Origin of the sequence: Candidatus Methanoprimaticola sp. MG2 (assembly GCF_047501175.1) — an archaeon.
In the GTDB taxonomy this organism is placed as follows: Archaea; Thermoplasmatota; Thermoplasmata; order Methanomassiliicoccales; family Methanomethylophilaceae; genus Methanoprimaticola.
The window spans coordinates 21,911-48,757 of sequence record NZ_JBEQWH010000001.1; the positions used below are offsets into that span (position 1 = coordinate 21,911).

A 26,847-nucleotide genomic window follows, 5' to 3' on the forward strand; every position below is an offset into this window, starting at 1 on the left:
GGACCAACTCCTCCAACGGCACGGTCATGGGTGCCGCATGGTATTATCCAAAACAATAATACTGACCTTTCCAGCATTTGGATACTTCGTTGCCCCTTTTAAGAAGGTTGGCTTCTTATTTTATACCTTAACGGCGTGGGCCATTTCAAGTACCATGACTGCAACCGCGACTAATTATGCGCTGAAGAAGGGCCTTCCCAAGAAGACTCGGTCGATATGTCCCGAGTGTGGGAAGATCCTCCAGGCGGACATCTATGCAAAGGACGGAAAAGTCTGGATGGACAAGACCTGCCCCGAACACGGGAAGTTCTCCGATGTCTACTGGGGAGACGAGGAGATGTACCTCAGGGCGGAGAAGTTCGCCTATGACGGGGTCGGACTCCACAATGCCATGGACAGGACCATCGGTGACGATCCCGACGACACGGTCCATATCGTCATCGACGGGGAGAGGATCGATATGCTCTCCTGCTCCGCCATCGCCAACCTCGACCTGACCAACAGATGCAACATGAACTGTCCGATCTGCTTCGCCAATGCGAACGATGCGGGTTACGTCTACGAGCCCACGTTCGAGCAGGTCCACGACATGATGGTCGCGCTCCGTTCAGAGAAGCCGATCAAGTGCACCGCGATCCAGTTCGCCGGAGGGGAGCCCACTGTCTATCCCCAGTTCATAGAGGCCGTCGCAGACGCCAAGAAGCTCGGGTTCGCGCAGGTCCAGGTCGCCACGAACGGTATCAAGTTCGCCAGGGACTACGAGTTCCTGAAGGCCGCCAAGGAAGCCGGTATGAACACGATCTACCTGCAGTTCGACGGACTCACCGACGAGGTGTACCTCCGCTCCCGCGGCCGCAAGATGATGGCCGTCAAGCTCGGAGTGCTGGAGAACTGCAGAAAGCTCAAGACGGACGGACTCAAGCCTCCGTCCGTCGTCCTCGTGCCAGTGGTCGGAAAGGGGATGAACGACGACATCATCGGCGACATAGTCAGATTCGCGTTCGACAACGCGGACGTCGTCCGCGGAGTCAACTTCCAGCCCATAGCCTTCACCGGAAGGGTGACCAACGAGGAGGTCGCCTCCGGAAGGTTCACGCTCCCAGACCTGGTGGAGGCCGTCGAGACCCAGACAGGATTCGCCACCAAGGAAGACTGGTATCCCGTCCCTGTCGTCGCGCCCATCTCCAAGTTCGCGTCCATAATCCTCGGGGAGAACAAGGTCACGTTCACCACCCATCCCCACTGCGGTATCGCGACGTACCTGTTCCAGGACGACAAGGGCAATGTCGTGCCCTTCCCCAGATTCGTCGACGTCCCCCGCTTCTCCGCCGGACTCAACGAGATCGCCGACAAGGCCGAGAACTCCAGGTTCAAGAAGCTCTATGTCGCCAAGCTAGTCAAGCTGCTCAACAGCTGCACCGACGAGTCCAAGATGCCGGAGGGGCTCTCGAAGAAGGTCTTCGTGGAGCTCATCAGGGATGTCATGTCCGACAAGTCCAAGGACACCCTCGCCGCGTTCTCGTGGAAGATGATGCTGATCGCTGGAATGCACTTCCAGGACAGCTTCAACTATGATGTGGAGAGGGTGAGGAGGTGCGGAGTCCACTATGTGACGCCGGACCTCAGGGTCATCCCCTTCTGCGCCTACAATTCCGGACCCGAGTTCAGGAAGGGCGTCGAGGAGGAGTTCTCCGTTCCTCTCGAGGAGTGGAAGAAGACCCATGCCAAGGAGGCAAAGGAGCTTGCCGAGGCCCTCATCGTCCCCAAGGACGAGCAGGCTGACGAGCCTCAGAAGGAGTGATCTTCATGATAGTGGACCTCAACAAATGTCTGCACTGCGGGGGATGCGTCGGATCGTGCCCCCAGAACGCCATATTCCTGAACGATTTCGTTCTGGAGTTCAACGATGACTGCAACAGGTGCGGGCGCTGTGTCAAGCTGTGTCCCGTCTCTGCACTCAAACTGGAGGCCAAGGTATGAACACCTACGAGTGTGACGTCGTGGTGGTCGGGGCAGGCCCCGGAGGGAGCATGGCCGCAAGGTACTGCGCCGAGGGAGGGCTGAAGACCATACTCATCGAGAAGAAGGCCGAGATCGGGGCTCCCCTCAGGTGTGCCGAGGGAGTGTCCAAGAAGTGGCTCCAGGAGGTCGGCATCGAACCCGACCCCTCATGGATCCGCGGCGACATGAAGGGAGCGATCATCAAGTCTCCCCAGGGGACCACGTTCCAGCTCGACGAGTCCAAGGCCGGTGCCGAGGTCGGATACGTCCTCGAGAGGCATCTGTTCGACAAGGCCCTTGCGAAGAAGGCCGCGGAGGCCGGGGCACAGATCATGCTGCGCACCTCCGCCACGGGCATAATCCGTGAGGACGGCAAGATCGTGGGCGTCAAGGCCAGGAGCATGGGCGAGGAGATCGAGATCCGTGCCAAGGTCGTCGTGGCCGCCGACGGATACGAGAGCCAGGTCGGAAGGTGGGCCGGGATCGACACCACCCTCAAGCTCAGCGACATCGACTCCTGCATCCAGTACAGGATGTGCAACATCGATGTGGCCCCCGACTACTGCGAGTTCACCATAGGGTCCGTCGCACCCGGAGGATACGTATGGATATTCCCCAAGGGCAACGGTGTCGCCAATGTCGGCATAGGCGTCATGGGAAGGCTGTGCAAGGGAGATGGGGATGCCAAGCGCTACCTCGACGACTTCATCGCCAAGGACCCCCGTCTCAACAAGGGTCAGTGCCTGGAGATCATGGGAGGATTCGTCTCGACCTGTCCCGGGCTGGACTGTTCAGTGGATGACAACATCGTCCTCGTCGGCGATGCCGCGAGGATCATCGACCCCATCACAGGAGGTGGCATCGCCCACGCATGCCGCACCGGCATGTATGCAGGCAAGGTCATCGTGGAGTGCGCCAAGAGCGACGACTTCTCCAAGAAGGCCCTCATGGCATACGAGAAGATGTGGCGCGACAGGATGGAGGACAAGCTCTACAGGAACTTCATGGCGAAGGAGAAGCTCGCCTCCCTGGACGATGAGACCATCGATCAGTTGATCCAGATGATCAAGACCGCCGACATCGGCGAGGTCAACGTGTACAACCTTCTGAAGGCCGTCAAGGAGAAGTTCCCCCAGGTCGTCGAAGGGTTCGAGGACCTCATCTGAAACCTCTCAAGGGGCCTCCGGCCCCTTCCACACGATCCCGGATGCGGAGTCGTTCTGCACACTGGTATTCACACGACCCTGTGGGGGGTGCATCGTGCAGGGCCCGCACCCATTCTGACCCTGTCATCAATCATCCTAAATACATTCGGGGATTCCGCGGTCCGTTCCTCCTTGGAACGGTGACGCAGATGTCGAAGAAGGTACTGATCATTTCCGGAAGTCCCCGTAAGGGCAATTCCGACAAATTGTGCGAGGAGTTCATGCGCGGGGCCATCGAGTCAGGGAACATCGTCGAGAAGGTGGACCTCCGTTCGAGGAGGATAGGGTTCTGCAGGGCCTGTTACCGTTGTACCGAGAAGAAGCGGTGTGTGATCGATGATGATGTCCCTGCCATAGTGGACTCGATCCATGATTCGGACGTCATCGTCCTCGCAAGCCCGGTATACTTCTATTCCGTGGATGCCCAGTTGAAGGCCGTGATCGACCGTTGCGTGTCACGTTGGACGGAGATACACGACAAGCAGTTCTACTACATCGCCACCGCCGCCGAGGATTCCGAGACAGTGGCGGATTGCACCATCCAATGCATGCGCGGTCTGGCCGACTGTCTCGACGGGTCCGTGGAGAAGGGAACGGTCATAGGCAAGGGCGTCTACGAGATCGGGGAGATCGAGGGCACACAGGCCCTCAGGGATGCATATGAGATGGGGAGGTGTGTAAGATGAAAGTGATGGTCGTTAACGGGAGTTCGCGCAGGAACGGATGCACCGGGCGCGCATTGCAGGAGGTGTCCTCGACCCTCCATGACCAGGGGATCGAGACGGAGGAGGTGTTCATAGGCAACAATCCCATGTCCGACTGTCTGGCATGCAACAAGTGTCGCAGCATCGGCAAATGCGTGATCGACGACCTGGTCAACGAGGTCGCGGAGAAGGCCAGGGATTGTGACGGTTTCGTCTTCGGTTCCCCCGTGTACTATGCGCACCCGTCCGCAAGGATCCTCACCTTCATGGACAGGCTCTTCTATTCATCGGGAGGGTCTTTGGCGTTCAAGCCTGCCGCCGCCGTCCTGAGTGCCAGGCGTGCCGGCAACACAGCATCGATGGATGTGATGAACAAGTACTTCACGATCAATTCGATGCCCGTCGTGTCCTCCACATATTGGAATCATGTGTTCGGTTCGGAACCGGAACAGGTGGAGATGGACCTGGAGGGTCTTCAGACCATGCGCAACATAGGCCTGAATATGGCTTGGATGATCAGGTGCATCGAGGCTGGGAAGAAGGAAGGCATCGGGCACCCCGTCTATGGTAGGAAGACGTCCACCAGTTTCTTCCGTTGAGAATATGGAACGGTGCCGATCTCGGGTCGGGGCGGGCACCGTTCTAGACTCACAGTTTCACGGGTATCTTGTGGAACTGCAGGGATTCCCTGTGCCCTGCCGCAACTGCCACGAGCTCTGAGATATGAACCACGGGGATGCCGTTCTCCTGTGCATCGAACTTGACGAAGCACATGGGGCATCCGACCACTACGACGTCGGCGCCTTCGCACTCCGCTTCGCGTTCCTCCATCAGAGGGACCGAGACGGGAGCGTTCTTGCCGCAGCAGCCTCTCTCATGATTGACCACGATGCAGTTCATCCTCTCCAGGACAGCCTTCATCTCCTTGGACAGGGCCATCGCCGAACATCCCGGCTCCATCCCCACCTTGACGGCATTCTCGAATCTGGGAAGGGACTCTATGTGTTCGTGAAGGTACCTGATGATGTGCCTGACCTTAGGGTCTACGGGTTCCATCTCCTCGCTGCAACCGGAGCATAGCGTGACGATGTCCCTCCCGTTCGCGGAGTCGCACATCTCCTTGCGGATCGAGCGTCTGTCGTATTCGGTCATCTCCATGAACTGGACCGGGTGTAGGCAGCACACCTCCCTTGGAATCTTGGACGATCCCACTCCGATGGCATCCATGGCCCTGGATGCCGCATACTCTATGAACGGGGCCTGGCTGACCACCACGCATCCGCTCATGATGTACGCATCATCGCCCGTCCATACAGGTTCCACGCACTTGTCCTCTGCGGGAGGTCTGGCGTACCCGGTCCTATGGAACGTCTCCGACACGTGTATGTCGTTCTCGATGGCGATCAGCATGCGTATGACGCTGAACGGATCGGAGCGGTGGCACACCCTTGAGCATGTCCCGCAGACGATGCACTGGTCCAGTCCCTCCTCCCCTCCTGCCATGATCTCCATGGGGTCTATCCCGCCATGGGCGAACGACGGGCATGCTGCGGTGCACTTCCCGCATAGTATGCATGCGCGTTTGATCTTGTCTATCTCCTGAAGCATTGCGAAACTCATCTTTTCAGCCCCGTCTTGTCGGGAGGGTTGGGTTCCATCATCGCCCCCGGACCCCCTGTCCTGACTACATAGGGCGTACCGCCCCTGGAAATGATCGCCTCGCACACCTTCTCCGGTTCGTCGGTGAGTGCCACCATGCACCCTCCGCCCCCGGACCCCGTGAGTTTCGCCCCATAGGAGTAAGGGAGCGATGCGTTGACCAGTTTGTTCAGTGCGTCACACGACACGCCCAATATGGACAGGAGCTTATGGTCCTCGGTCATGCACTTTCCAAGTGAGACCAGGTCCCTGCGCATGAGTGCCTTCCCGCCCTCGATGGTGACCCTCTCGATGTCGTCGATGACCTCGCGTGCGAAGTGGTTCCGCTCCATGTACCTCTGGACCTTGTCCACCTGTGGTCCTGTCGGTGCGCGTATGCCCGTGTTCCCGATGACGAACGTCATCTCGGGCACGGAGAGGTCGTTGAAGCTCCATCTCCTCCCGTTGCGCTCCACGTCCCACAGATGCCTCCCGTGGGGTTCGGGCATGTTGATGGAGATCCCCCCTCCGTGGACGCTGGTGGAGGCGTCCATGGGGCTGCCGTTGCCCTGGGCGTAGAACTCGGCGTCATACGCCTCGAGCATGATCTCCTCCTCGGACAGGCTGTCGCCCTCCATGGTGGATATGGCAAGGGCCATGGCGGCGCTCAGCGCCGCCGACGATCCCATGCCGGACCCGACGGGGATCTCGCTGTACGTCAGGACATCGATGGCGTGCCTGAGGTCCCTGGTGAGGTACCTGAGATGAGGCTGTCTCCTGAAGTCCAGTCTCTCGCCGTTCATCGTGTTCCATCCGGACCTCCGGACGGCGACCGTCATCCTGAGATCCACTGCCAGCGTCACCGCAGGTTTGCCGTAGACCACGGAATGCTCCCCCAGGATAACGAACTTCCCGGGGGCGGATGCTGTGAACCATTCGCCCATCAGTCCAGACCGTACCTTCTGACCTCTTCGGTTATGGCATCGCTAGGGTTGCGTCCGTTCAGCTTCGGCTGAGGTATGCTCCACCAAGCCTCTTCCATGTCTCCGAGGCGCTTCTGATAGTCTTCGTCGGATTCCCCGTCGTTCTGATCGACGGTCGCGAGTGCCTTGGACAGCTCTCCGAACATGTCCACCTCGAACTTCTTGTTGACGATGCATACGCCCAGATATCCGTCCAATGCGGCGGCGACCTCTTCGCGCATGTCGGCGTCGAGGGATTCCATGATGATGTCCATGACGCTGTTGGCGGTCATCTTGAAGATCAGTTGCGGCTTCGCCTCATCGGGTAGGTCCGGGTCGGACATGACGGTCTCCATCATCTCCTTGGAGAAGAGGTCGCTCATCAGGGACGTCCTGTTCGGGTTCCTTCCGAAGGTGCGCTCGATGTGCGCCTCTTCGGGATCCTGCTCGTCGGCTCCGCCGAAGAGGTCTGCGTTGGGGTCAAGTTCTCCTGCCATTCTATCACTTCTGGCGGGACATGACGTCCGACAATATGTCCATTCCCCTCTCTATCTTCTTTTCATCCGCGGCATAGGAGAATCTGAGATGCTTCTCCCCGTACGATCCGAATGCGGAGCCAGGGGTGCAGATGAGCCCCGCCTTCGCCAGTTCGTTGGCGAGGTCCTGTGACAGGATGTCCCTGTCGTACGTGGGGAATGCGTAGAACGCGCCTTTGGGAGGTATGATGCTCATGCCGTCGATCTCGTTGATGCGTGAGCATATGAGGTCCCTCCTGGCCCTGAACACGGTGCGGGCCTCGTCCAGGTACGGTCCGAGGTGCGGCATGGCCCCCAGTATGCCGTACATGGGCGGCATGGCGGGACTGGCGCAAACGTGGTACTGCATCTTGATGAGGGCGTCCATGATGGACTCCTCGGCGGCGATGAACCCCATCCTCCATCCGGTGACCGCCATCATCTTCGAGAACCCGTTCACCACGACGGAGCAGTCCAGGCTGTCCATGAAGGATGTGTGCTCCCCCTCGTAGACGAACTCGCAGTAGACCTCGTCGGCCAGTATCGTGATGTCATGGCTCCGGGCGATGTCCAGGAGCGCCTTCTTGGAGTCCCTGGTTATGACGCCTCCTGTCGGGTTGGACGGTGTTGTGACGACGATCATCGTCGTCCTTGGGGTGATCTTGGACTCTATGTCCTCGATGTCGGGCTGGAACGTCCCGTCTCCTGTCAGCCTGTACTCCACTGGCCTCGCACCGGCGAGGCTGGCATGGGGGCCGTAGATGACGAATCCGGGGCTGGGCACCAGGACCTCGTCCCCCGGGTCGAGCATGGCCTGGGTGACCTCCAGGAGGGCGGTGGACCCGCTGGGGGTTATCATGATGTTGCCGCCCGCAAGCTTCCCGTATTTGGAGAAGTAGTCTGCGATGGAGTCCCTGAGCTCGGGGATCCCGGCGGTGGGGCCGTACTTGTTCTTCCCGTCACGGGAGGCGGCGCACATTGTGTCGATGGCCTCCTGGGGCGGTGCCAGGTCTGGTTCTCCGAGACCGAGGTTGATCGAGTCCGGTCCTGCGAGGTCGAACATCTTCCTGATGCCCGACATCGGTATCTCGTCTATCCTCTTGGAGGATTTCATGTCCGGTGTATCGGGAACGCCTTATTAGGTGATTGGGTCTTAGGGCGTCTAAGTCTTAACGTCGTTTATCGACGATATTCCGGTCCGGATGTGCCATGTACAATGTGCCAGCTTCGAACGATAGGAGGGTCCGGACAGGCCTTCCTTTAATACATATTCCAGGGCGCGGCCGTAACCCTTGACCGACCCGATTATATAGGGTCTATGCAGGTCTCAGTCCAGGGACAGCGATGCACGGTACCGGGGGAGGATCCAAGGAGTTCGAGGTTTCGGTCGACGAGGGGACCCTCGGGGACTATGAGATCTTCGATGTGTGCAGCGGCGATCCCTCCGATCCTTCCGAGTATGAGATATTCATCGTGGTGGATGGTCCCGAGTTCTGATCCGTGGTCTGTTGCGAGGCGGGGTTCTTCCATCTATATTCAATAACATAGATGACATAATTTACAAAGATAACATCAAGCAGTTATTATTTTATAACATGATGATCCGATTTGGCACGTCCCACAAGAGGTGCCAAGAGGATAATATGAACAGGAAGACTGTGCTGATCATGGTGCCCGTGCTTATCGTGGCCATTCTGATCGTAGCACTTGTTATGGATGGCGGAGAGAAGCCTGCTGACGTCCGTTACGATTATGATGTCGAGGTCGTCGATTCTTTCATGACCGGTTCCGGATATGAGCAGGAATCATCTCCTGGAGAAGATTACGCGATCGTCACATGGGTGGTGGTCAACGACCACTACGAGGACGGGTTCGACACCAATATGCTTACGTTCAGCACCAGTGTCGTCGTAAACGGTCTGTCGTACACCACCACCGTCGACACTTATTCGCACCCGGATTACAAGTTGGTGACCGTACTAGAAGGAGGTTCTGCGACATTCGCATATGTCTACGATGTCCCGGAAGGTACCGATCCCTCGGATGTGGAGGTCCAGTATGAGTACATCTGGACTTTCGATCCTCCCACTATGGAGAGGGACCCAACACTCTGATAAACAGGTGGCCGTGAGGCCACCTTTCCCTGTAGACCCATGTTGATATCCAGTTGTCTGGAAATGTAGTGAAATCACTACAATTCCACCTGGAGATGCAAATGATATAACAAGGCGTAACAAGGGATATGATATCGGATGGGGAGGAATGGTTAAAGTTCCAACGAGTGATGGCGAGGGATTGAAAATCTTAAGCGCCGAGTAAGAGAAAAGAATGTAGTCTGATATACACCATAGGATGGGCCATTCGATCTCCAAGTTGTACACTGCCATTCAAGAATTGGATTCTTTGTTCAGGGAAGAATCATTTGTGGAACCTTGCTCTGTGCACAATTGGAGATCTAGATATGCATCTCTTTATGAGGATGTTCATAAGAAGACCAAAAGTCTGCTTTTCAGGATAGGTTTGGTGAGTAGGAAATCTAAGCGTTCCTACAAGAGGTTCGTTGAAATTTATCAAGCATCGGAAGAGAAGGTACACAGTCATAACAGAAATATCTCAAGACAGGAGGCCTTGAAGATTAGAAGACTAATCTGTCCTATCGAGGGGCGGGACTTAGATCTGTATCAGCTCTCATCCATTGCGATGGACGTTCGCACTCGTTTGGTGATAGCTGGTGCGGGCACAGGCAAAACTTCCACAGTGGTAGGTTTGGTGAGATATTTGCTTTTGTCCGGAAAGGCAAAGGCCGATGAGATCCTTGTATTATCATTCACAAATTCTACAGTGTCTGATTTAGACAGACGTATAAGGGATGTGGTTGGCAGTAGGGTGGATGTTTCTACATTTCATCGTCTTGGCATTCGCATAATCGCGAAATGTGATGGTTTAATGCCAAAAGTAACTTCTATCGATCTTCAGAAGTTTGTGTCTGAAGAATTACTCAAGAACATGGCAGATCCGATGTATATGGCTGCATTGAACCAGTATATGCTACATGATGGATTGTATGATGGAGATGACTTGGAAAGCAATCCATATCGTAGGCAATATTTGGAGGAGAATCCACTCATCTCGTTGAAGGGAGAGGTTGTTAAGAGTTATGGGGAAGCAGATATTGCGAATTATCTCTACATCAGTGGCATTCGTTATGAGTATGAAGGAAATTATGAATATGATACTCGTACAGAGGATCATGGGCAATATAGACCGGATTTTCACATAATCGGGACTAATATCTATATTGAATATTTTGGAATAGATCGTGATGGGAATGTGGCTCCGACATTGGTCTGCCATAACGGTCGGAATCCAAAGGATTCTTATCGGGAATCAATGGAATGGAAGCGTAGGATACATTTTGAGAAAGGAACGATATTGGTTGAGCTCTTTGCGTATGAACGTTCTGAAGGGATTCTTATTGATAGATTGGAGGCTTATCTTAGTAGTTTGAGTATCAAGGCCTCTACATCAGAGAACGATGCATATTGCAAGATAACCGGTGGGAGGGATGTGATGTTTAATAGGATCACATCACAGCTGGCCACATGTATATTGTTGATCAAGGGCGCCGGGGGATGGGATGCATACCCATCAGGTAATTCTATACGTCAGAGAATGAGTATGCGGCGGTTGGAGAGAGTACTGCAGCCGATTTATGATAGCTATTGTAAGCGTCTTATTGATGCAGGAGAGATAGATTTTGAGGATATGCTTGGCTTGGCATCGAGCCGTATAAAGGCTGGGGCATATGAGCACCCATACAGATATGTCATCATAGATGAGTTTCAGGATATCTCTCGCTCTAGGATGAACCTTATCCTCGCAATGAGATTTTCGGATGATTTCTCATTGTTTTGTGTAGGGGATGATTGGCAGAGCATATATGGGTTCAACGGCAGTGATGTTGGTTACATTTTGGATTTTGATAAATACTTCGGACCATCTGAGGTGTGTAAACTTCAGACAACCTATCGTTTTTCTGGGCAACTTTTAGAGGTTAGTTGCAAGTTTATGAATAATAATCCTCGGCAGATTCACAAGGATTTGGCTGCAGGTGTACGGGGAGATACTGGATTGAAAATACTGACTACATTCAGTCAGTCTCAATTACCATCTGTGGTGGCAGATGCATTGGATAAGGTATCTTCAGAGGATACCATATTCTTCCTAAGTAGATATCGTCATGATATTGTAGTTTTGGATGGGAATATGTTCAGGTGGAAGCCACGTGTGAATGGGCAGGTGTTTGATGTCTCATACGCAAAGAGACCTGAGTTGAGAATTGAGTTCATGACCATTCATGGGTCAAAGGGTCTGCAAGCAGATCATGTATTCATTTTGAATAATAGGGTAGGTCCAGGAGGATTTCCGAGTTTTAGACCAGAACAGCCGATCATGGAAATCTTGTTGGAAGGTGGGGGGTCACTATTGGATGAGGAACGGAGGCTGTTTTACGTTGCTCTGACAAGGGCGCGTAAATGTTCATATCTGCTTTCTGTAAGGGGTGAGGAATCGATCTTTGTGAAAGAGATTAGATCTCAAATGGAGCCCGAATCTGTATTGAGATGTCCAATGTGTGGTGGTGTATTAGTGGTGAGGGAGTCAAACGGCGGCAAGTTTTATGGTTGTTCCAATTATAAGGATGGATGTAGATTCACCAGAAAAATCTCAAAGTGATGGTATCTAGTTTAATTGATTTGGATGAGTTCGTGTTTGGCTGAGTAAATGCTTTTTGCATAATCAAAACTCTAACTCGGTAATGTTGGATATAATGCCTTGACATTATCGATCCAAATCGTGAAGCTGTCTGACTATGAGACGATTTTGAATTTTTGGAACCGATTCCTTATTGTGAAATATCAAATGTCAGGTCAAATTATTGACTGTGTTCTGAGGATTATGCATATTTTCACGAGATGGGTTTTCTAGGAAGATCTAGACTCCATTGATTGGATGGAAGTGGATGAGGTTATTCTTCCGAAGTTGAAGGAGTTACTTACTGTCCCGTTATGTAATCATAGATGTCTTCAGGGACGGGAGATTTCAGTCTGAATGGGATGTTGACAATTGGAAGCATTTTACCCTCATCGTTTTCGATGGTTGTTTGTTTTACAGATTCTCTAATAGGTGTTACTTCACCCATGTAGTAGAATTTTGAGCTGTCATCATCATCTTTTTTCACAAAGAGGTATGATTTGCAGTCAGGATTCAAAATCTGAGGAACCTCTTTTCCATCTAGAGATACGTTGCTGCGAGTCATCCAGCTGAATGTCTTTCTGTCGATAAAATGGTCTTCATACAGTGTACTCTTGCTGATCGACTCGTCTTTTCTGTATGTGACGAACATGGGGCAGGTATTTTTCTTTACTCTGTATCCATAGATTGTGACACTTTCGTTCTTGTTGTTCCAATTCAGCAGACGGCACACGTCCGCTCTGGAATATCTCTTGAAGGGGGTAAATCTTCCATCAAATGTATTCCTGTATTCATTATCGAATTTGGACAGTCCGCACTCGATCACATCAATTATTGATTCTTTCATATATGGATTAGAGATGCATTTTTTGAAGTAATCTGATATTTCGATTTCTCCCCCGTTTAGTGAGATTAATTTATTTCCTTTAAGTTCGTCTGAGTAGGTTCCAGACAGGATGGAAATGGCAGAATCCAAGGAATCCTGATCAAATTCGACACCGTGGATATTCAGTTGCTCTTCGAATGAATCAAGTGTGATGGAACCTTTTTCTAGTATATCGTTTAGAATGATCAGTTCATGAGGTCTCATACCGTCAATGAATGATTTGGAGATAAATTTCAATGTAGAGTCTTCATTTTCGTCAAAATCGATGCTGTTGAGATTGAGTTTCTCTTTGAAGTTGTTCAGGCTGCCGTATTTATCGATAATGACTTCCGGATCAATCTTGCTGTTTTTGTATAAATATCTTAGATCAGGTTCGTATCCGAGCATTTTGACCAAGGTTTTGTATGTGTTTTTGGCAATGGAAACAAGGCTGGTAGTTTTGTTTATGGAGTCAAAGATCTTTTCTTTAGAGATGGGATCGAAATCAACGGTGCTACATCCAGGGATGGACTCGTTCCCGGTCATCAGTCTCCTTTTGAGATTCTCTTTGCTCATTGTGGCGTCTCCGGTGAGAGCCATTGGGATCAGGAAGTTGCTCTTGTAGTTCCCAATGAAGTCAATAACGACTAGAAATTCCTTGGTTTTGTTGTCCCGTGTCATTTTTCTTAGACCACGGCCGAGCTGTTGAATGAAGATGGTAGTGGATTCGGTGGGGCGGAGCATGATGATTTGGTTGATCGATTTGATGTCAACTCCTTCGTTGAAAATATCGACTGTTACGATATAATCCAATGCATTTTCGTTGTTTTCATCCTGTTCGAGTTTTCTTACGCATTCTTCACGTCTCTCCATGTTGTCTTCGCCGGAGAGGAACTGAGTTCTCAGTCCGAAAGCATTCATCTTTTCGGAGATTTCTTTGGCTTCATCTTTTCTGCTACAGAATATGAGCCCTTTAACACGGTCTCCGGAATAGCCATATAGGTCGGCTTTTTCGATAATCTGTTTCACACGTTCGTCTGTTGTGAGAGAATTAATGTCCTCATCATCTTCAAGAACTCTCCCGTTTATGGTGATGTCTGTTACTCCATAGTAGTGGAAGGGGCAGAGCATCTCTTTTCTGAGAGCATCCTGGAGTCTGATTTCATAGGCGATGTTGTGATCGAATCTTTGGAAGACGTCGCCCGTGTCCATCCTTTCGGGTGTGGCAGTCATGCCCAGCATGAATTTGGGCTGAAAGTGTTCGATGATCCTGTTGTAGGTGGATGCTGTGGCGTGGTGAGCTTCGTCGCAGATGATGTATTCGAAGTGATTGGGTTTGAAGTGTTCGATCACGTCTTTTCTGGACATCGATTGAATGGTGGAGAAGATGATGTTTGCATCATAGTCTTTACAAGTACCAGAGATTTTTCCAGTTTTTACATTGGGTCCAAGGATGTTTTGGTAGCTTCTGCGGGCATCATCGAGAATTTGTTCTCTATGAACAAGGAAAAGAACTTTCTTCGCACCAGATTCTCTAACGTCAAATGCGGAAAGGTATGTTTTTCCGGTTCCGGTGGCGGAGACTAGGAGCGCTTTCTTTTTTCCTTCGGATCTGATTTTAGCAAGGTTTTGAAGAGCTTCTTCCTGCATAGAGTTGGGTTTGATTATGTTCGGATATCTTTCGTCGGTGAAGATTTGACGGTCTCTCTCGATTTTGGATTTGATGTGGCGGGGCTCGTAGTTTTTGATCCATTCTTCGGTGAGGATTTCAGAGTCTTCCCACATCTTTTCAAATTCTGATTCGGTTTGCTTGATGAGTTCTTTGTTTTCCAAGTCATCAGAGGTGATTTTGACATTCCATTCTTTGTTTTTGTTGAGGGCGTCTTGAGTGATGTTGGAGCTTCCGATAAGGAGGGTGGTTTTGTTTGATTCGTAGAAAAGGTATCCTTTGGTGTGGAAGTTCTCTTTAGTGTACATCCTTACTTGGATATTATTGAATTTGAGAAGATCCCGAAGTGCACGGGGATCACTGAAATTAAGATAGTCCGTGGTTAAGATTCTGCCTTTGATCGTTTCTTTTGAATCAATGAGTTGCTGTTTGAGGCAGCTGAGGCCGCTAGTTGTGACAAATGCGACGGAGAATGAGAATTTGGAGCTGTGTTTGAGCTCGCGCTGAATCGTGGAAAGAACTCTTTTGTTGGAGTCGGTGTCGTTGAAAATGAGTGCGGGTTTACACTCTATATTTTCTTTGGATTTCAGCACAGGGACAGAAGATGAGATCATGTACGATGTGCATAATTGAGGGGATGCAGCATAAAGTTTGTTTTTGAAAAAGGAAGTGTTGACAGGAGCAAAGAAGCACAATCGACAGGCAAAATATGGAGGTCGTGCTTCTTCGCTCTTTATAATAAACAAAACGAAAGATGAGTTTGACAGTCATTCATTCATCTCATCATACATCGGTGGTGTTGCGATGTGTTCATCGATTCAATCGGTCCTCGTCTCCATCTCCTTGATGAACCTGGCTGCGAACAATGGATGATGCTCGATGTCATCCTCGCTCACATGGATGTTCGCCCTCTCTAGCATGATACGTCTCTCTATGACGTCGTTCTGCAGAGTCTTGTTCAGCGAGAGGGCACTGCGGTCCTTCCCACCCTTGCCATCCAAGGACAGGTCCAAGTGCGACCCGGAGGCGATCACATCAATCTGTCATCTTTGGTGAATTGTTCCAAGGACGATCTCGCGCGAGGGCATGATTGGATCTCATCCAATGTTATCAGCGATTCACGGGGTACGAGTTCCGTCCCAGGGGAGGGGGCACGGGGCCGGGATATCACCGATCGGAGCGTCGAGCCGTCGCGTGAGACGATGGTCTCCTTAACCTCGACATCTCTCCCGCACTGCTCCGCCGCCTTTCTGACGATGTCCGTGAGCGATCTGCAGCATGGGACCTCCATGCGGACGATCTCCACGGAGTCGATGGGGTTGTCCCTGATCATAGCCAGTACCTTGTCGAACCTGGCCCTGTCATCCAGTTTGGGGCATCCGATGACCACCGGTCTCCCATTCAGGATACGTCCCTTGAAATCATCGACCACGAATGCCGTGCAGTCCGCGGCGAATACCACGGACCCTTCGAAGACAGGGGACCTCCCGGGGACCAGGGCGAGCTGTATCGGCCATTGGGGTCCCGCACCCAACGGGATGTCGGGACGGACCGTCGATATCCCCGAGGGGACCTCGACGAAGCTGATGGCACCTTGGGGGCATGCGGGCAGGCAGTCGCCCATGCCATCGCAGAAGTCCCGTCTGACCAGCACCGCCTTCCCGTCCACCAGTGCCAGTGCCCCCTCATGACATGCGTTCACGCACAGGCCGCAGCCGTCGCATCTGCTCCTGTCTATGTGTATCTCCCTCATGTCGTCACATCCGTCTCAGGCGAGCATCCTGCCGATCTCCCTCGCTCTGCCCAGGACATCATCGTCGATGGGCATGCCCGCTGGCATCATCCAGGTGCAGTACGCGATCCTCCCCACGGATTCGCAGAAGAAATGCTGCGTCATGACCTTCTCCAGGTCGGTGGCGACGCGGTTCGCACCGGCATCGTCGGCTCCAGCGGTGACCACTATGGCTATCTTCTTCCCCTTGGGCATTATCGTCGTCGCGTTGGCATCGAGGAAGCAGTACAGCCTGTCGAGGACCATCTTGAACAGTCCGTCCATGTCGTTGAAGTTGATCGATGTGCTGAACACGATCCCGTCCGCATCGCGGATATCGTCGATTATCGGGGAGATGTCGTCCTTCAGAACGCACGTCCCTCCGTTCTCCTTGCATGCCGAGCAGTTCTGGCATTGGCGGTACGACCTCATGTCGTTCAGGCGGTATTCCCTGACCTCCGCTCCGGCCGCTTCCGCGGATTCGCCGATCGCATGCGCGAGCATTGTCCCGAAGCCGTCCCTCCTCGGACTGGCGATGATCGACACTATCATGGTCCGGTAATCGGGGTGTCCGATTATAACCGATTCCCATCGGGACTGTAACCTTCCTTAACACGGACCATTCGGAGCAATACCATCTTAAGAATGGTCGATGTAACACCGTTAAGTGATATCATGAGGCTCGAAGGAAAGGTGGCCATAGTCACAGGAGCATCCCGTGGGATAGGCTTCTCCATAGCCAAGGCGTTCATATCGGAAGGGGCGAAGGTCATGGTCTGCGGCAGCAGGGCGTCCAGTGCAGAGAGGGCGGTCGGTTCCCTGAGGGAGGAGTTCCCAGATGCGGACCTGATGGGCGCTGGATTCGATGTCAACGACACGGGGCAGATCAGGGACATGGTCGGCTCGGTCGTGGACCGCTGGGGCCGTATCGACGTCCTCGTGAACAATGCCGGGGTGACCTCCACAAAGAGCCTCCTCGACATGACCGATGAGGATTTCACGTCGGTGTTGGACATAAATCTCGTGGGGCCGTTCAAGATGACCCGTGAGGTCGCACGCGTCATGAGGGACAACGGCGGTGGCAGCATCATCAACACCAGCTCCATGGTAGGGACATATGGCGGCAAGATGCAGACCGCATACTCATCCTCCAAGTTCGGCATCAACGGTCTGACCAAGTCGTGCGCGAAGGAGCTGGGTCAGTACGGGATCCGTGTGAACGCCGTCGCACCGGGGGCGGTCGCGACGGATATGGTGAAGGAGTTCACCGATGACAGGATGAAGCAGTTCCTCCAGATGTTGACACCGCTTGGACGCATGGCGGACCCGGACGAGCTGGCCGGGGCCTATGTCTACCTCGCCTCCGACGAGGCGTCGTTCACCACGGGCACCATCGTCAATGTGGACGGCGGCATCGTGATGTGATATCATGTGCCCGAGGTCTCATGCCTCGGGCTCGGCCTTCCTGAAAAGGGGGATCCTGCGGCTTTTGGCCGGGACCTCGGACACGCGAACCCTGGTGAAGACCCCTCTGGGGCCGTAGAACGTGATGGAATCGTCATTCCTGATGCTCTCGGATATGTCGAAGCGGAATCCCTGTATGAAGCTGTCCGGCCCGTTGTTCAGGACGATCGCGTGGATTATCCCGTCGCCCCTCATCCTCTGGAAGAGGAGCGTTACGGAATGCTCGCCGTGAAGCACGACGGAGACCTCGGACTCCACGGGGCCACCCTCCATGCGCGTCCATGCCCCGGGGTCCATGACGCGGTCCGCATCCTCCGGGGTCATGTACATGTCCGCATCGGAGTGGAACATCCCCTCGATGGAATCCAGGTTCCTCTCTATCCTCTCCTTGACCGAGAGGTTCCTGATGCCGTCCCTGGTGAGGACGAACCCGTACACCAGGAAGAGTATGAGGAGCGGGAATTGGACATAGTTCTCCTTTATGATCGTCAGGGCAGGTACGACCTTGACGTACCAGTCCAGGAACATCGGCATGATGATTATGAGGATCTCGATCGCCACCGTGATGAGCAGCCTCTTGGAGGAGATCTGGTATCCGAAGAGGAACCCTGCGGCGAACAGTATGAGCATGGCGCCGAGCACCAGGGACCCCAGCTCCAGGAAGAACGTCATGTCATCGAGGTCCAGGATCATGAACATGAGGTTCTGCATGACGATGGCGGTTCCAATGGCGAGACCGCACAGGTAGACCCCTTCGCGCATCCGCATCTCCTTGTGGATGAGGATCCAGAGTCCGACCGCCGTTATGACCACATAGGATCCCACGGCGAGGATCTCGTCGAACTCGTCCGAGAAGTCCATCAGCCGGAGGATCAGATAATAGATCCCGGTCACCAGCATGGTCGCGCCGAGGACGGTCACCACGCGGACCTTCCCGATCGTCTCGCTGTCATTCATGCGAGGTCCTCCTCGGAATCCCTGATCTCCAGTCCGAGGCATGTCCCGACATCGGAGTTCAGACGCATCCATGTGCCGCTGGAGACATCGTCGTTCTCCACCGCGACGGACGTGGCCTCGAACCTGTATGCGTGGAGCAGGGTGCCGTCCAGGTGGTCGGATATGGTCAGGAATATCGACTCGTATCCCTTCCATTTCTGCATCAGCACGTGCGTGACATCCTTCTGGTTTCCTATCTGGAAGCGGTACTCGCATTCGACCGGTCCTCCATCCGACACCCGTGTCCATCCGGAACGGTCGACGAACATCGACGCGACCTTCCTGGCGACATCCCTCGGGATGTACGCGTTCGGCATGGTGCACCATGTGCAGCGGATCTTGTCGAGGGTCCTGTTGTGGATCTCCATGAGATCCCTGCTCCTCAGCTGTTCGCAGTTCAATATCCCCAGCAGGACCAGGTACATGACGATCATGACGAACGTTCCAGGCATGGTCTGGATGTATTCGACGAGGCTCATGCCGATGTGCACACCATAGATTATGGTGGAGGCATTGATCACGATGAGCAGGGACGTGCTCACCATCATGACTATCCTTCCGCGGGTGGTCCCACGAAGGTAGCTTATGCCGGTGATGATGAGGTTCAGGCCGATCAGTGCGAGGATGAGGTAGATGGTGGACAGGGCCTCCCCGCGATGGATGTGAGGCGCCGCATACATGAACCTGTATATGCCCAGCGCAAGGGCGTACATTCCCGCGGAGCGCATGAGGTCCTTCCCGCTGAACAGGATGATCGCGACGCCGAACACCACCAGGGCGGTGAACCCTATGATCTGGTTCCATTCCGGGACAATGTCTGCGACGGTGTAGCTGTAAGGCTCGAGGATCCCGTATCCGATCATCAGGACCGCCAGGATGTAGTTGGCGGCGATGAAGAGGCGGTCGACGTTCCTGTGGACGCTCTCATGCAGGCGTTTCATCAGCAGCTTCTTCTCGGAGGCATCCATCGGTCTCGATATCTTCGAACATCGGACACGTCTTAGTTCTTTCTGTCACGGTGGCCGATGTGTCCCATGACCATCCCCTCCGCGGTTATGGGTTCCAGGGAATCCGCCACGCACATGGCATGGCGTAGCTTCGCTTCCGAATCAGCGTAGACGGTCAGGAGCACATCCCCCTCGGACACCTTGGACCCCTGCTTCTTCCGTACCATGACCCCCGCACCCTTGTCCGATGGTGCCCCGGCCGCCTTGGCCACGGCGACGACCGCCTTGTTGGAGATCCTCCTGACGAACCCGGACCGGGGGGATGCGATGTCCTCGGAGTACATCCCGGGGACCATGTCCTCCGATGTTGTGTCCGGGTCCCCGCCCTGGGCCCCGACTATGCGGCGGAAGCTCTCGAGGGCCTCTCCCGACCCCAGTATGCGTCTGGCCTCCCCGTGGCCATCGACGGTCCCCGCCATCTCGAGGATCATCCCTGCGCAGATGCATGCCTTCTCGGCGACATCGGACGGTCCCCTGCCTTCGAGGACCTGCATGCACTCGCGCGCCTCCAGTATCGGGCCGACGGCCTGGCCCAGAGGCTGCTCTGCATAGGTCACGGCGCATTCCACCCTTATCCCGAGCCTCTCGCCGAGGTCCATCAGGTCCCTGGTGTACGAGCGTGCCTCCTCGACGCTCCTGACCTTGGACTCCGTTCCCAGAGGGATGTCCATTACGAGGTCCGTCGCGCCGGCCGCCACCTTCTTGCTCATGATGGATGCCAGCATCTGGGGCCTGGGATCGATCCCTAGCGGGCGCTGGACCTTTATGAACAGGTCCCCCGCAGGGCCCAGGTCCGTCGCGCCGGTCCATGAGAACACGCCCCCCACGGATTCGGTGACGCGCCTGACCTCGTCCGAGTCCAGGTCCACCCTGCAGAACATCTCCACGAAGTCGGCCGTCCCGCAGGCGCTGCTTATCGCACGCGACGAGAGCTTGGGTATCGTCAGGCCTGCGGCTGTCACGATGGAGACGACCACTGGGGTGATCTTGTTGCCCGGAAGTCCTCCGAAGCTATGGAAGTCGAAGACCCTGCGGTCCCCGAAGGAGAGGACCGTCCCTGTGGATGCCATGGCCTTGGCGTATGCCGCGGTCTCATCAAGGTCCATGCCGTTTATATGGAGCGCTGTGAGCCATGCGGATATCTCCATCTGGGACAGGTGTCCCCCTACGACATCGTCCACGATCTTGGAGATCATCTGACCCGTGAGCCTCTCGCCGTCCATCTTGCCGCGGATGTGCCGAACGGACTCCGGAGCATGGGATGCAGTGACGTCCACCACGGACCCGGACGAGGCACCGCAGCGGACGAGTAGCCTCGGGGTGGCCAGGATCTCCCCTTCCTGCACCAGCGTGCGGGACACGGAGACCACGGCGACCGTCTGACCGTCGCCGGTCACAATGACGCGGTCGCCCTCATCGATCCCCAGCACTTCGCAGTCCCTGCCGTTGAGGAGCACCAGAGACGCCTCCGATGCTATGTCGTACTCCCGTATGGTCAGCTTCACTCGTATCTCCGACCGCGGTATGGCGGAGGGGTTCATTATGCATTGGGGTGGTATGCCCGGGACGGTCGCCTTTAAGTCGATGACCGTCATGGATGCCTATGAGCGGTGTGGGGATCGCCAATCGGACGATCTTTCTCCTGTCGGTCCTGGTCACTGGTTCGGTGGCCGGGGTCGCGGTGTGGGCGATACTCTTCGCTATGAACGTGGGCATATCCGCGATATGGGACAGGGTCCCCGTCTATCTGGGCGACCTGTACCCGGTCTTCATGTGCCTCGTCGGCGGTCTGGTCATAGGGCTCTTCATCAAGAGGTTCGGACAGTATCCCGAGGAGCTCCCGACCGTTATGGCAAAGGTGAAGGAGACGGGCAGGTACGAGTACGGGGACATCGGACGCATGTCCTTGGGAGCGCTCCTCCCGCTGGTGTTCGGAGGGTCCGTGGGACCGGAGGCGGGGCTGACGGGGGTCATCGCGGGGGTGTGCACATGGGCCGGGGACCGCCTGAAGCGTTTCGGAAGCGATTTCAAGGAGCTGACCCAGCTCGGGATGTATGCCGCAGTGTCCGCGATATTCACCGCGCCCCTCTACGGATTCGCCGGCGCCATGGGTGGGAAACGTGTGCACGGGGAACACGAGATCCTTGCCGACAAGGTGTCCCGGGCGGTAGTGACGCTGGTCGCGGTGGCGGGCGCCATCCTGACCATACTGGCTCTCACGCATTACGTCGGTGGGGGCATGTCCATGCCCAGGTTCCCCAGGATAGAATACGGATCGGACGAGCTCGTGTGGCTCATCCCCCTGGCCCTGGTAGGGGCGGCGGCTGGTTGGCTGTACTGCGTCCTACATCATGCATTCGCACGCGTGTCGGAGAGGGCCGGGGACAGGCCGGTGTCCAAGGCCGTGCTGGCGGGACTGATCCTGGGCGTCTGCGGCGTCATCCTGCCCTTCACGATGTTCTCGGGGGAGACCCAGTCGGAGGAGATCATGGAACTCTGGCCGACGATGACCATCGCCGTGCTACTGTTGACGGGATTCGTCAAGATCGTCGTGACGGCGATGTGCGTGAACTTCGGATGGCGTGGAGGGCATTTCTTCCCGGTAATATTCGCGGGGATAGCCATCGGTTACGGCATGGCCGCAGTCTCCGGGGTGGACCCTGCCTTCTGCGTGTGCGCATGTACTGCGGCGACGGTCGGAGGCGTGATGAGGCAGCCCTTGATGACCGTACTCCTGCTGTTCCTCTGCTTTCCTGTGGAGGCGGTGCTTGCCATGGCCGTCGCGGCCGTGATCGGATCGTACATGCCGTTGCCGAAGTCCATCGGTGCGATAGAGAAGACGGATGGCGGCGGGTCGGATTGATTCATCGTGTACCTATATGGTACACGAATTTCGGACGAAGACACCACTCGTGATGTAAAATTGAGAAAGTGTCCGGGGATTTTACCCCCGGTAGTCCATCCAGCGATGCTGGTGAACATGTTTCCTCACGGCGTTGGCCGGTTCTTGGAATCATTCCGTCTTATGTCGGTGTCTCCACCGGTGGTACCCATACGCGGCTTGAAGTGACTCCCCTCGTCGAGGAGTCCCTTCCCGGCCGAAGCCTAACCGCTTTTGGGTGCGTACCTTTGTCAATGCCTTGCGACAATGACGCCAGTCTTGATTGACGGAACCAAAACCTCCATGAGACGGTTACCGCACACTGCGGTCCTCACATCTCTGGTCAGTCCAACAAGTCTTGCGAAATATTGGTCAAATTTTGGTAATAGTAAATATCTCGAGATAACTATATAATGATTTCTATTAGAAGCGGTATGTTTTCCAGTTCCTTGATTCCATCATCCGATCCTGTTTATCCTTCGAACGATCCGGCGGAGACGGGAGTCCACATCCAGGAATGGACGCATGATCGCGTGGCCTCTTGACTGAATGTTGTAACGGTCTTTCGGGAAGAGGGGCAGAAGACGACCGAACGGCGGTCGTCGCTGCCGTGATCCGACGGTCCATGCATCCGGAGGCCCGTCTTCTCATGTCTTGCTCCTCTTTCCGTAGATCAGCAGAACGGCCGAATTGACCACGACCACCACCGAGCCGACATTGTGCACGAGAGCACCTGTCACGGGGCCGAGAATCGCCAACATCGACAATGCGACAGCTGTCAGGTTCCAGCACATCGAGAAAGCTATGTTCATGCGGACCTTGGACATCATCCTTCTGCTGAGGGAGACGAGGTGGGGTATCGACTCTATGCCATCCTTCACCAGGACCATGTCCGCCGCATCGGAGGCTATGTCGCTCCCTGTAGCTCCCATGGATATGCCGACCCATGCCTTCCTCAGGGCCGGGGCATCGTTCACCCCGTCCCCTATCATGCAGACCTTCCTTCCGAGTCCCTGCATGTCCTCTATGGCTTCGACCTTCGACATCGGTGTGCATCCGGCCCTGACATCCCGGATCCCTATCTCCGATGCGACGATCTCCGCGATGCGTCCGTTGTCCCCGGTCAGGAGCAGGCTGTCGACGCCCATCCCCATAAGTTCCGACACAGTCTCCGCGGATGCGTCCCTTATGGTGTCCGAGAGGGCCACGATGCCGGAGTATGCGTCGTCGATGGCAACGATCACTGCTGTCTTCCCGTCTTCCGCCATCCTTCCCAGCAGGGCCTCCGCCTCGTTCGGGACGACGATACCATGCTCCTTCATCATCCTGGAGTTCCCGATCAGGACGATCCTTCCCTCCACGACCGCCTTCACTCCCGATCCCGGGACCGTCCTGAACGACTCGGGGCGCGATGTCCGGATGTCCAGGTCGGAGGAACGGTCCGCGAACGCTTTGGCGAGGGGGTGCATCGAACCGGATTCCGCAGAGGCCGCCAGACGTATCAGCTCGTCCTCGTCCATGACGCTGTGGACCTCCACGATCTCCGGCCTCCCGAGGGTCACCGTCCCGGTCTTGTCGAACGCGACGATGTCCACGGAGGCCATCCTCTCCAGGGAATCCCCGTCCTTGACGAGTATGCCGTGCTTGGTGAGGTTCCCTATGGCGGCGACTACGGCCGTCGGCGTGGCGAGGATGAACGCGCACGGGCAGAACACTATCATGACCGTGACCGCGCGGTACACGTCCCTCGTAAGGACATAGGTCACGACCGCCAGGACCGCCACGATGGCCACCAGCTAGGTCGCCCAACGGTCCGCGGTCCTGACCATGCGGGTTTTGTCCGCATCCACGGACGACACCATCGCCGCCATCATCTGGAACGAGGACTCTGAGGAGACCTTCTCGGCCACCATGTCGAACGCGCCCATCTGATTGATCGTCCCGCTGAACACCCTGTCCCCGACCCTCTTGTCGACGGGCATGGACTCGCCGGTGATCATCGACTGGTCTATGGAGGTCTCCCCGAGGGTCACCACCCCGTCCACGGGGACGGAATCCCCAGACAGGACGCGGAGGGTCTGTCCTACGAGTATGTCGTCCACGGGGATGTCGATCGTCCCGTTCCCGATGACGAGCCTTCCGGTCTTGGGGGACATGCCTTTGAGCCTCTCCACGCCCTTGCTGGCCTTGGCTGCGGAATAGTCCTCCAGGAACCCGCCTATCTCCATTATGAGGGCGACCTCGCCTGCGGCGAACCATTCCCCCAATGCCACGGCGGCCACTATGGCCATCGCCACGAGTACATCAGCTTTGATGTCGTGCCTCAGGACGAGCCCGGTCACGGCGTCCCATAGTATCGGGGCTCCGCAGATCACTATGGCTACCCATGCGGGATCCACGGGAAGCTTCCCATCCGTGAGGAAGGATACGACGAGTGAGGCTCCGGATATGACGAGGAGTAACACCGACCTCTTCATCCCATCCTTCCATAGGTCGGTCAATGCGTTCATGATATCGGACGATATGCTTTGGATTGTCCGGATTTATAATGTTCCGAGACCGGGGATGCGTGAGGATACGAAATCTCATTCTGTGCGACCGGGGTCGCAAGCAATCGCATACGGTAACACTTGAATAATAAAAAATAAGATTAAGTAATATTATGGAACAGTAAAAGTATTACGCATTCGGATGAGTTATGCGGTTGTTATTATCCTTCGATCCCGGGACCTGTGATGGTTGGGCGGGTTCGGTCTTGCATAATGGCAAATATTCAGACCTGGTGCTGGTGAGCGATATCGTGAATCACATGGATAGAAGATCGATTTTCGCAATGATGGCGATGGTCCTTCTGGCATCGTGTCTCGTCCCTCTCGCGCTCGAGGATGGCGACGCGCTTGTCGATGACGACGTCGTCGTGCTGATAGACGGTGACCGGACGATGGTCAAGGACGTGACCGTCGGAAGCGGCAGTTCATCCAGCTTCAACGTGATAGTGTTCAACAACAGCGACTACCCGCTGGCGTTCAGTGCCAAGAGCACCACGGACGGGGTGACCACCATAGCCACCGAAGTGATGGGCGCCAATGGCAGTGTCATAGACCCGAACTCCCACATAGAGTTCGCGGTCACCGTCTCTGCGGACAAATACGTCGAGAAAGGGTCCGAGACCGGCCTCATGACCATGAAGTTCACGGACAACACGGGCGTCACGGCCGTAACCAAGGAGGTCATCATCAACATAACCGTCGAGTCCGAGTTCGGGTCCGACGACCAGTACAACAAGTTCTTCGGTGCGATCCCGAACACCCTCGACGGATTCCTCGGATCGGCCGCATTCGCGGCGATCGTCACACTCCTGGTGTGGATCGTGGTGTCCATCATCGCCACCAGCATCGTGGTCCCTCTGCTCACGCGCGTCGTCGGTACCAGGAAGAGCGATGACGAGAAGAAGGCCATCCGCAGGTCGTTGACCAAGCTGGTCACGGCACTGATCGCGATAGTCGCCATCAATCAGTGCATCAGGATAGTCGGTGCCGGGGCGGACATATGCCAGGCGGTCGGCCTCGTCTCGAACATCCTGTACGTGGTCATCTGCGCCGGCATCGCATGGATCGTCTACATGTTCGTCGTCACCGCTGTCCTCAAGGGCATAGAGTCCGCGTCGGACGTCGGTGTGGACTCCTCGCTGATACCTCTGTTCAAGATGCTCGGCCAGATGATCATCGCGGTCGGATCGGTGGCTGCCATACTGGCGATGTTCGGAGTGGACCTCACCGGGATCCTCCTGAGTGCCGGAGTGATCACATTGGGCATCACGATGGGTGCCCAGAACACCCTCAGCCAGTTCTTCAGCGGGATCGTCCTCCTGTCCACACGGCCGTTCAGGAAGGGGGACTTCGTCAAGATAGGCGGGGAGGTCTACATCGTCCGCAGGGTCAAGCTCATGTTCACCGAGTTCGACAACTGGGACAAGGACCAGGTCGTCACGATCCCCAACAACGTGGTGTCCAACGGCACCATCGTGAACATGACCGGGGAGTCCAGCGATGCAAGGATCTTCGTGTACGTGACCGTCGAGTACGGTTCCGACCTGAAGAAGGTCAGCGAGATCATGGTCCAGGCCGCCATGGAGCACGACCATGTGATCAAGGACGGTTCCCGCTCCATGCCATCGACCAGGCTCACCAACCTGCTGGAGTCAGGGATTGAGTTCAGGCTCGCCGCGTTCGTCGACGACTTCGACAGCACCGGCGGCATAGCAGGCGACATCAGGACGAGGATCGTCGAACTCTGCAGGGAGAACGACATCGAGATCCCCTACAACAAGCTGGACGTCAACATACTCAACACGTGTGACGGGAAGCTCAGGGAAGGCGACGACGCCTGATCCCATCGCCGGCCTCGGCCGGCACCA

At 55.3% G+C, this 26,847-nt stretch carries 24 protein-coding genes; 11 read left to right on the forward strand and 13 right to left on the reverse strand.

What is annotated here, in order from left to right; genetic code table 11:
- Positions 1 to 154 precede the first annotated feature (154 nt).
- From tes to V5D86_RS00100, 5 genes are all read left to right on the forward strand, one after another.
- Positions 155 to 1,801, forward strand: coding sequence for a tetraether lipid synthase Tes (tes, locus tag V5D86_RS00080; RefSeq protein ID WP_414594661.1), 1,647 nt, complete (start codon positions 155 to 157; stop codon positions 1,799 to 1,801).
- A 5-nt stretch (positions 1,802 to 1,806) separates the two neighbouring features.
- A complete protein-coding gene (locus V5D86_RS00085; protein ID WP_414594662.1) occupies positions 1,807 to 1,980 on the forward strand; it encodes a DUF362 domain-containing protein in 174 nt (57 codons plus the stop codon).
- Complete coding sequence (locus tag V5D86_RS00090; RefSeq protein ID WP_414594663.1) at positions 1,977 to 3,167, forward strand: NAD(P)/FAD-dependent oxidoreductase; 1,191 nt, start codon at positions 1,977 to 1,979, stop codon at positions 3,165 to 3,167. Before V5D86_RS00085 ends, V5D86_RS00090 begins: the two co-directional genes overlap by 4 nt.
- Before the next feature lie 188 nt (positions 3,168 to 3,355).
- A complete protein-coding gene (locus tag V5D86_RS00095; protein WP_414594664.1) occupies positions 3,356 to 3,892 on the forward strand; it encodes a flavodoxin family protein in 537 nt (178 codons plus the stop codon).
- Positions 3,889 to 4,509, forward strand: a complete 621-nt coding sequence (locus V5D86_RS00100; protein WP_414594665.1) for a flavodoxin family protein — start codon at positions 3,889 to 3,891, stop codon at positions 4,507 to 4,509. Before V5D86_RS00095 ends, V5D86_RS00100 begins: the two co-directional genes overlap by 4 nt.
- Positions 4,510 to 4,558: 49 nt before the next feature.
- On the opposite strand, the gene V5D86_RS00105 is transcribed toward V5D86_RS00100, so the two are convergent.
- From V5D86_RS00105 to V5D86_RS00120, 4 genes are read right to left on the reverse strand one after another with little or no spacing between them, the layout of a single operon-like run.
- Positions 4,559 to 5,530 (reverse strand): 4Fe-4S dicluster domain-containing protein, encoded by a 972-nt coding sequence (locus V5D86_RS00105; RefSeq protein WP_414594666.1) that lies wholly within the window; start codon positions 5,528 to 5,530, stop codon positions 4,559 to 4,561.
- Positions 5,527 to 6,492 (reverse strand): mevalonate kinase, encoded by a 966-nt coding sequence (gene mvk, locus V5D86_RS00110; protein ID WP_414594667.1) that lies wholly within the window; start codon positions 6,490 to 6,492, stop codon positions 5,527 to 5,529. The genes V5D86_RS00105 and mvk overlap by 4 nt, the downstream gene beginning before the upstream one ends.
- Positions 6,492 to 7,007 carry a hypothetical protein gene (locus V5D86_RS00115; RefSeq protein WP_414594668.1) on the reverse strand — a complete coding sequence of 172 codons (516 nt, stop codon included), beginning with the start codon at positions 7,005 to 7,007 and terminating at the stop codon, positions 6,492 to 6,494. The genes mvk and V5D86_RS00115 overlap by 1 nt, the downstream gene beginning before the upstream one ends.
- Positions 7,008 to 7,011: 4 nt before the next feature.
- The gene (locus V5D86_RS00120) at positions 7,012 to 8,139 is read right to left on the reverse strand and encodes a pyridoxal phosphate-dependent aminotransferase (protein WP_414594669.1); all 1,128 of its coding nucleotides are present in this window, start codon (positions 8,137 to 8,139) and stop codon (positions 7,012 to 7,014) included.
- Positions 8,140 to 8,369: 230 nt separating this feature from the next.
- On the opposite strand from V5D86_RS00120, the gene V5D86_RS00125 reads away from it, so the two are divergent.
- The 3 genes from V5D86_RS00125 to V5D86_RS00135 all read left to right on the forward strand — a co-directional run bounded on the left by V5D86_RS00125 (position 8,370) and on the right by V5D86_RS00135 (position 11,759).
- Positions 8,370 to 8,522: a hypothetical protein gene (locus V5D86_RS00125; protein WP_414594670.1), complete on the forward strand. Its 153-nt coding sequence runs from the start codon at positions 8,370 to 8,372 to the stop codon at positions 8,520 to 8,522.
- Between the two features lie 146 nt (positions 8,523 to 8,668).
- Complete coding sequence (locus V5D86_RS00130; protein ID WP_414594671.1) at positions 8,669 to 9,139, forward strand: hypothetical protein; 471 nt, start codon at positions 8,669 to 8,671, stop codon at positions 9,137 to 9,139.
- A 289-nt stretch (positions 9,140 to 9,428) separates the two neighbouring features.
- Entirely contained in the window at positions 9,429 to 11,759 is a 2,331-nt protein-coding gene (locus V5D86_RS00135) for a UvrD-helicase domain-containing protein (RefSeq protein WP_414594672.1), read from the forward strand.
- A gap of 319 nt (positions 11,760 to 12,078) precedes the next feature.
- On the opposite strand, the gene V5D86_RS00140 is transcribed toward V5D86_RS00135, so the two are convergent.
- The 4 genes from V5D86_RS00140 to V5D86_RS00155 all read right to left on the reverse strand — a co-directional run bounded on the left by V5D86_RS00140 (position 12,079) and on the right by V5D86_RS00155 (position 16,634).
- Positions 12,079 to 14,925, reverse strand: a complete 2,847-nt coding sequence (locus V5D86_RS00140; protein WP_414594673.1) for a DUF3427 domain-containing protein — start codon at positions 14,923 to 14,925, stop codon at positions 12,079 to 12,081.
- A gap of 204 nt (positions 14,926 to 15,129) precedes the next feature.
- Positions 15,130 to 15,345 (reverse strand): hypothetical protein, encoded by a 216-nt coding sequence (locus tag V5D86_RS00145; RefSeq protein ID WP_414594674.1) that lies wholly within the window; start codon positions 15,343 to 15,345, stop codon positions 15,130 to 15,132.
- Complete coding sequence (locus V5D86_RS00150; protein WP_414594675.1) at positions 15,342 to 16,064, reverse strand: ATP-binding protein; 723 nt, start codon at positions 16,062 to 16,064, stop codon at positions 15,342 to 15,344. Before V5D86_RS00150 ends, V5D86_RS00145 begins: the two co-directional genes overlap by 4 nt.
- Before the next feature lie 15 nt (positions 16,065 to 16,079).
- A complete protein-coding gene (locus V5D86_RS00155) occupies positions 16,080 to 16,634 on the reverse strand; it encodes a flavodoxin family protein (protein WP_414594676.1) in 555 nt (184 codons plus the stop codon).
- 123 nt (positions 16,635 to 16,757) lie between these two features.
- Between V5D86_RS00155 and V5D86_RS00160 the strand changes: the two genes are divergently transcribed.
- Positions 16,758 to 17,507, forward strand: a complete 750-nt coding sequence (locus V5D86_RS00160) for an SDR family NAD(P)-dependent oxidoreductase (RefSeq protein ID WP_414594677.1) — start codon at positions 16,758 to 16,760, stop codon at positions 17,505 to 17,507.
- Between the two features lie 18 nt (positions 17,508 to 17,525).
- On the opposite strand, the gene V5D86_RS00165 is transcribed toward V5D86_RS00160, so the two are convergent.
- The 3 genes from V5D86_RS00165 to V5D86_RS00175 are packed head-to-tail and all read right to left on the reverse strand — an operon-like array spanning position 17,526 to position 21,054.
- Positions 17,526 to 18,503, reverse strand: a complete 978-nt coding sequence (locus tag V5D86_RS00165) for a hypothetical protein (RefSeq protein WP_414594678.1) — start codon at positions 18,501 to 18,503, stop codon at positions 17,526 to 17,528.
- Positions 18,500 to 19,510 carry a hypothetical protein gene (locus tag V5D86_RS00170; protein WP_414594679.1) on the reverse strand — a complete coding sequence of 337 codons (1,011 nt, stop codon included), beginning with the start codon at positions 19,508 to 19,510 and terminating at the stop codon, positions 18,500 to 18,502. Before V5D86_RS00170 ends, V5D86_RS00165 begins: the two co-directional genes overlap by 4 nt.
- Before the next feature lie 32 nt (positions 19,511 to 19,542).
- Positions 19,543 to 21,054, reverse strand: coding sequence for an AMP phosphorylase (locus V5D86_RS00175; protein WP_414594680.1), 1,512 nt, complete (start codon positions 21,052 to 21,054; stop codon positions 19,543 to 19,545).
- Positions 21,055 to 21,152: 98 nt separating this feature from the next.
- On the opposite strand from V5D86_RS00175, the gene V5D86_RS00180 reads away from it, so the two are divergent.
- Positions 21,153 to 22,412 carry a chloride channel protein gene (locus tag V5D86_RS00180; protein ID WP_414594681.1) on the forward strand — a complete coding sequence of 420 codons (1,260 nt, stop codon included), beginning with the start codon at positions 21,153 to 21,155 and terminating at the stop codon, positions 22,410 to 22,412.
- A 665-nt stretch (positions 22,413 to 23,077) separates the two neighbouring features.
- On the opposite strand, the gene V5D86_RS00185 is transcribed toward V5D86_RS00180, so the two are convergent.
- Both V5D86_RS00185 and V5D86_RS00190 read right to left on the reverse strand, forming a co-directional pair.
- Positions 23,078 to 24,223: a heavy metal translocating P-type ATPase gene (locus V5D86_RS00185; RefSeq protein WP_414594682.1), complete on the reverse strand. Its 1,146-nt coding sequence runs from the start codon at positions 24,221 to 24,223 to the stop codon at positions 23,078 to 23,080.
- A gap of 3 nt (positions 24,224 to 24,226) precedes the next feature.
- Positions 24,227 to 24,940 (reverse strand): hypothetical protein, encoded by a 714-nt coding sequence (locus V5D86_RS00190; RefSeq protein WP_414594683.1) that lies wholly within the window; start codon positions 24,938 to 24,940, stop codon positions 24,227 to 24,229.
- A gap of 299 nt (positions 24,941 to 25,239) precedes the next feature.
- Here V5D86_RS00190 and V5D86_RS00195 point away from each other — a divergent pair, with 299 nt between their 5' ends.
- Positions 25,240 to 26,820: a mechanosensitive ion channel family protein gene (locus V5D86_RS00195; RefSeq protein WP_414594684.1), complete on the forward strand. Its 1,581-nt coding sequence runs from the start codon at positions 25,240 to 25,242 to the stop codon at positions 26,818 to 26,820.
- The last annotated feature ends 27 nt before the right edge of the window (positions 26,821 to 26,847 follow it).

What these genes read in the sequence shown, in the direction of transcription:
- V5D86_RS00170 (WP_414594679.1), bottom strand. Translation starts at nt 19,510, where the DNA reads ATGGATGCCTCCGAGAAGAAGCTGCTGATGAAACGCCTGCATGAGAGC.
- V5D86_RS00105 (WP_414594666.1), bottom strand. Translation starts at nt 5,530, where the DNA reads ATGAGTTTCGCAATGCTTCAGGAGATAGACAAGATCAAACGCGCATGC.
- V5D86_RS00125 (WP_414594670.1), top strand. Translation starts at nt 8,370, where the DNA reads ATGCACGGTACCGGGGGAGGATCCAAGGAGTTCGAGGTTTCGGTCGAC.
- V5D86_RS00165 (WP_414594678.1), bottom strand. Translation starts at nt 18,503, where the DNA reads ATGAATGACAGCGAGACGATCGGGAAGGTCCGCGTGGTGACCGTCCTC.
- V5D86_RS00180 (WP_414594681.1), top strand. Translation starts at nt 21,153, where the DNA reads ATGAGCGGTGTGGGGATCGCCAATCGGACGATCTTTCTCCTGTCGGTC.
- V5D86_RS00100 (WP_414594665.1), top strand. Translation starts at nt 3,889, where the DNA reads ATGAAAGTGATGGTCGTTAACGGGAGTTCGCGCAGGAACGGATGCACC.
- V5D86_RS00130 (WP_414594671.1), top strand. Translation starts at nt 8,669, where the DNA reads ATGAACAGGAAGACTGTGCTGATCATGGTGCCCGTGCTTATCGTGGCC.
- V5D86_RS00085 (WP_414594662.1), top strand. Translation starts at nt 1,807, where the DNA reads ATGATAGTGGACCTCAACAAATGTCTGCACTGCGGGGGATGCGTCGGA.
- V5D86_RS00140 (WP_414594673.1), bottom strand. Translation starts at nt 14,925, where the DNA reads ATGATCTCATCTTCTGTCCCTGTGCTGAAATCCAAAGAAAATATAGAG.
- V5D86_RS00120 (WP_414594669.1), bottom strand. Translation starts at nt 8,139, where the DNA reads ATGAAATCCTCCAAGAGGATAGACGAGATACCGATGTCGGGCATCAGG.
- V5D86_RS00115 (WP_414594668.1), bottom strand. Translation starts at nt 7,007, where the DNA reads ATGGCAGGAGAACTTGACCCCAACGCAGACCTCTTCGGCGGAGCCGAC.
- V5D86_RS00095 (WP_414594664.1), top strand. Translation starts at nt 3,356, where the DNA reads ATGTCGAAGAAGGTACTGATCATTTCCGGAAGTCCCCGTAAGGGCAAT.
- V5D86_RS00195 (WP_414594684.1), top strand. Translation starts at nt 25,240, where the DNA reads ATGGATAGAAGATCGATTTTCGCAATGATGGCGATGGTCCTTCTGGCA.
- V5D86_RS00155 (WP_414594676.1), bottom strand. Translation starts at nt 16,634, where the DNA reads ATGATAGTGTCGATCATCGCCAGTCCGAGGAGGGACGGCTTCGGGACA.
- V5D86_RS00160 (WP_414594677.1), top strand. Translation starts at nt 16,758, where the DNA reads ATGAGGCTCGAAGGAAAGGTGGCCATAGTCACAGGAGCATCCCGTGGG.
- V5D86_RS00150 (WP_414594675.1), bottom strand. Translation starts at nt 16,064, where the DNA reads ATGAGGGAGATACACATAGACAGGAGCAGATGCGACGGCTGCGGCCTG.
- V5D86_RS00190 (WP_414594683.1), bottom strand. Translation starts at nt 24,940, where the DNA reads ATGAACGCATTGACCGACCTATGGAAGGATGGGATGAAGAGGTCGGTG.
- V5D86_RS00090 (WP_414594663.1), top strand. Translation starts at nt 1,977, where the DNA reads ATGAACACCTACGAGTGTGACGTCGTGGTGGTCGGGGCAGGCCCCGGA.
- mvk (WP_414594667.1), bottom strand. Translation starts at nt 6,492, where the DNA reads ATGGGCGAATGGTTCACAGCATCCGCCCCCGGGAAGTTCGTTATCCTG.
- tes (WP_414594661.1), top strand. Translation starts at nt 155, where the DNA reads ATGACTGCAACCGCGACTAATTATGCGCTGAAGAAGGGCCTTCCCAAG.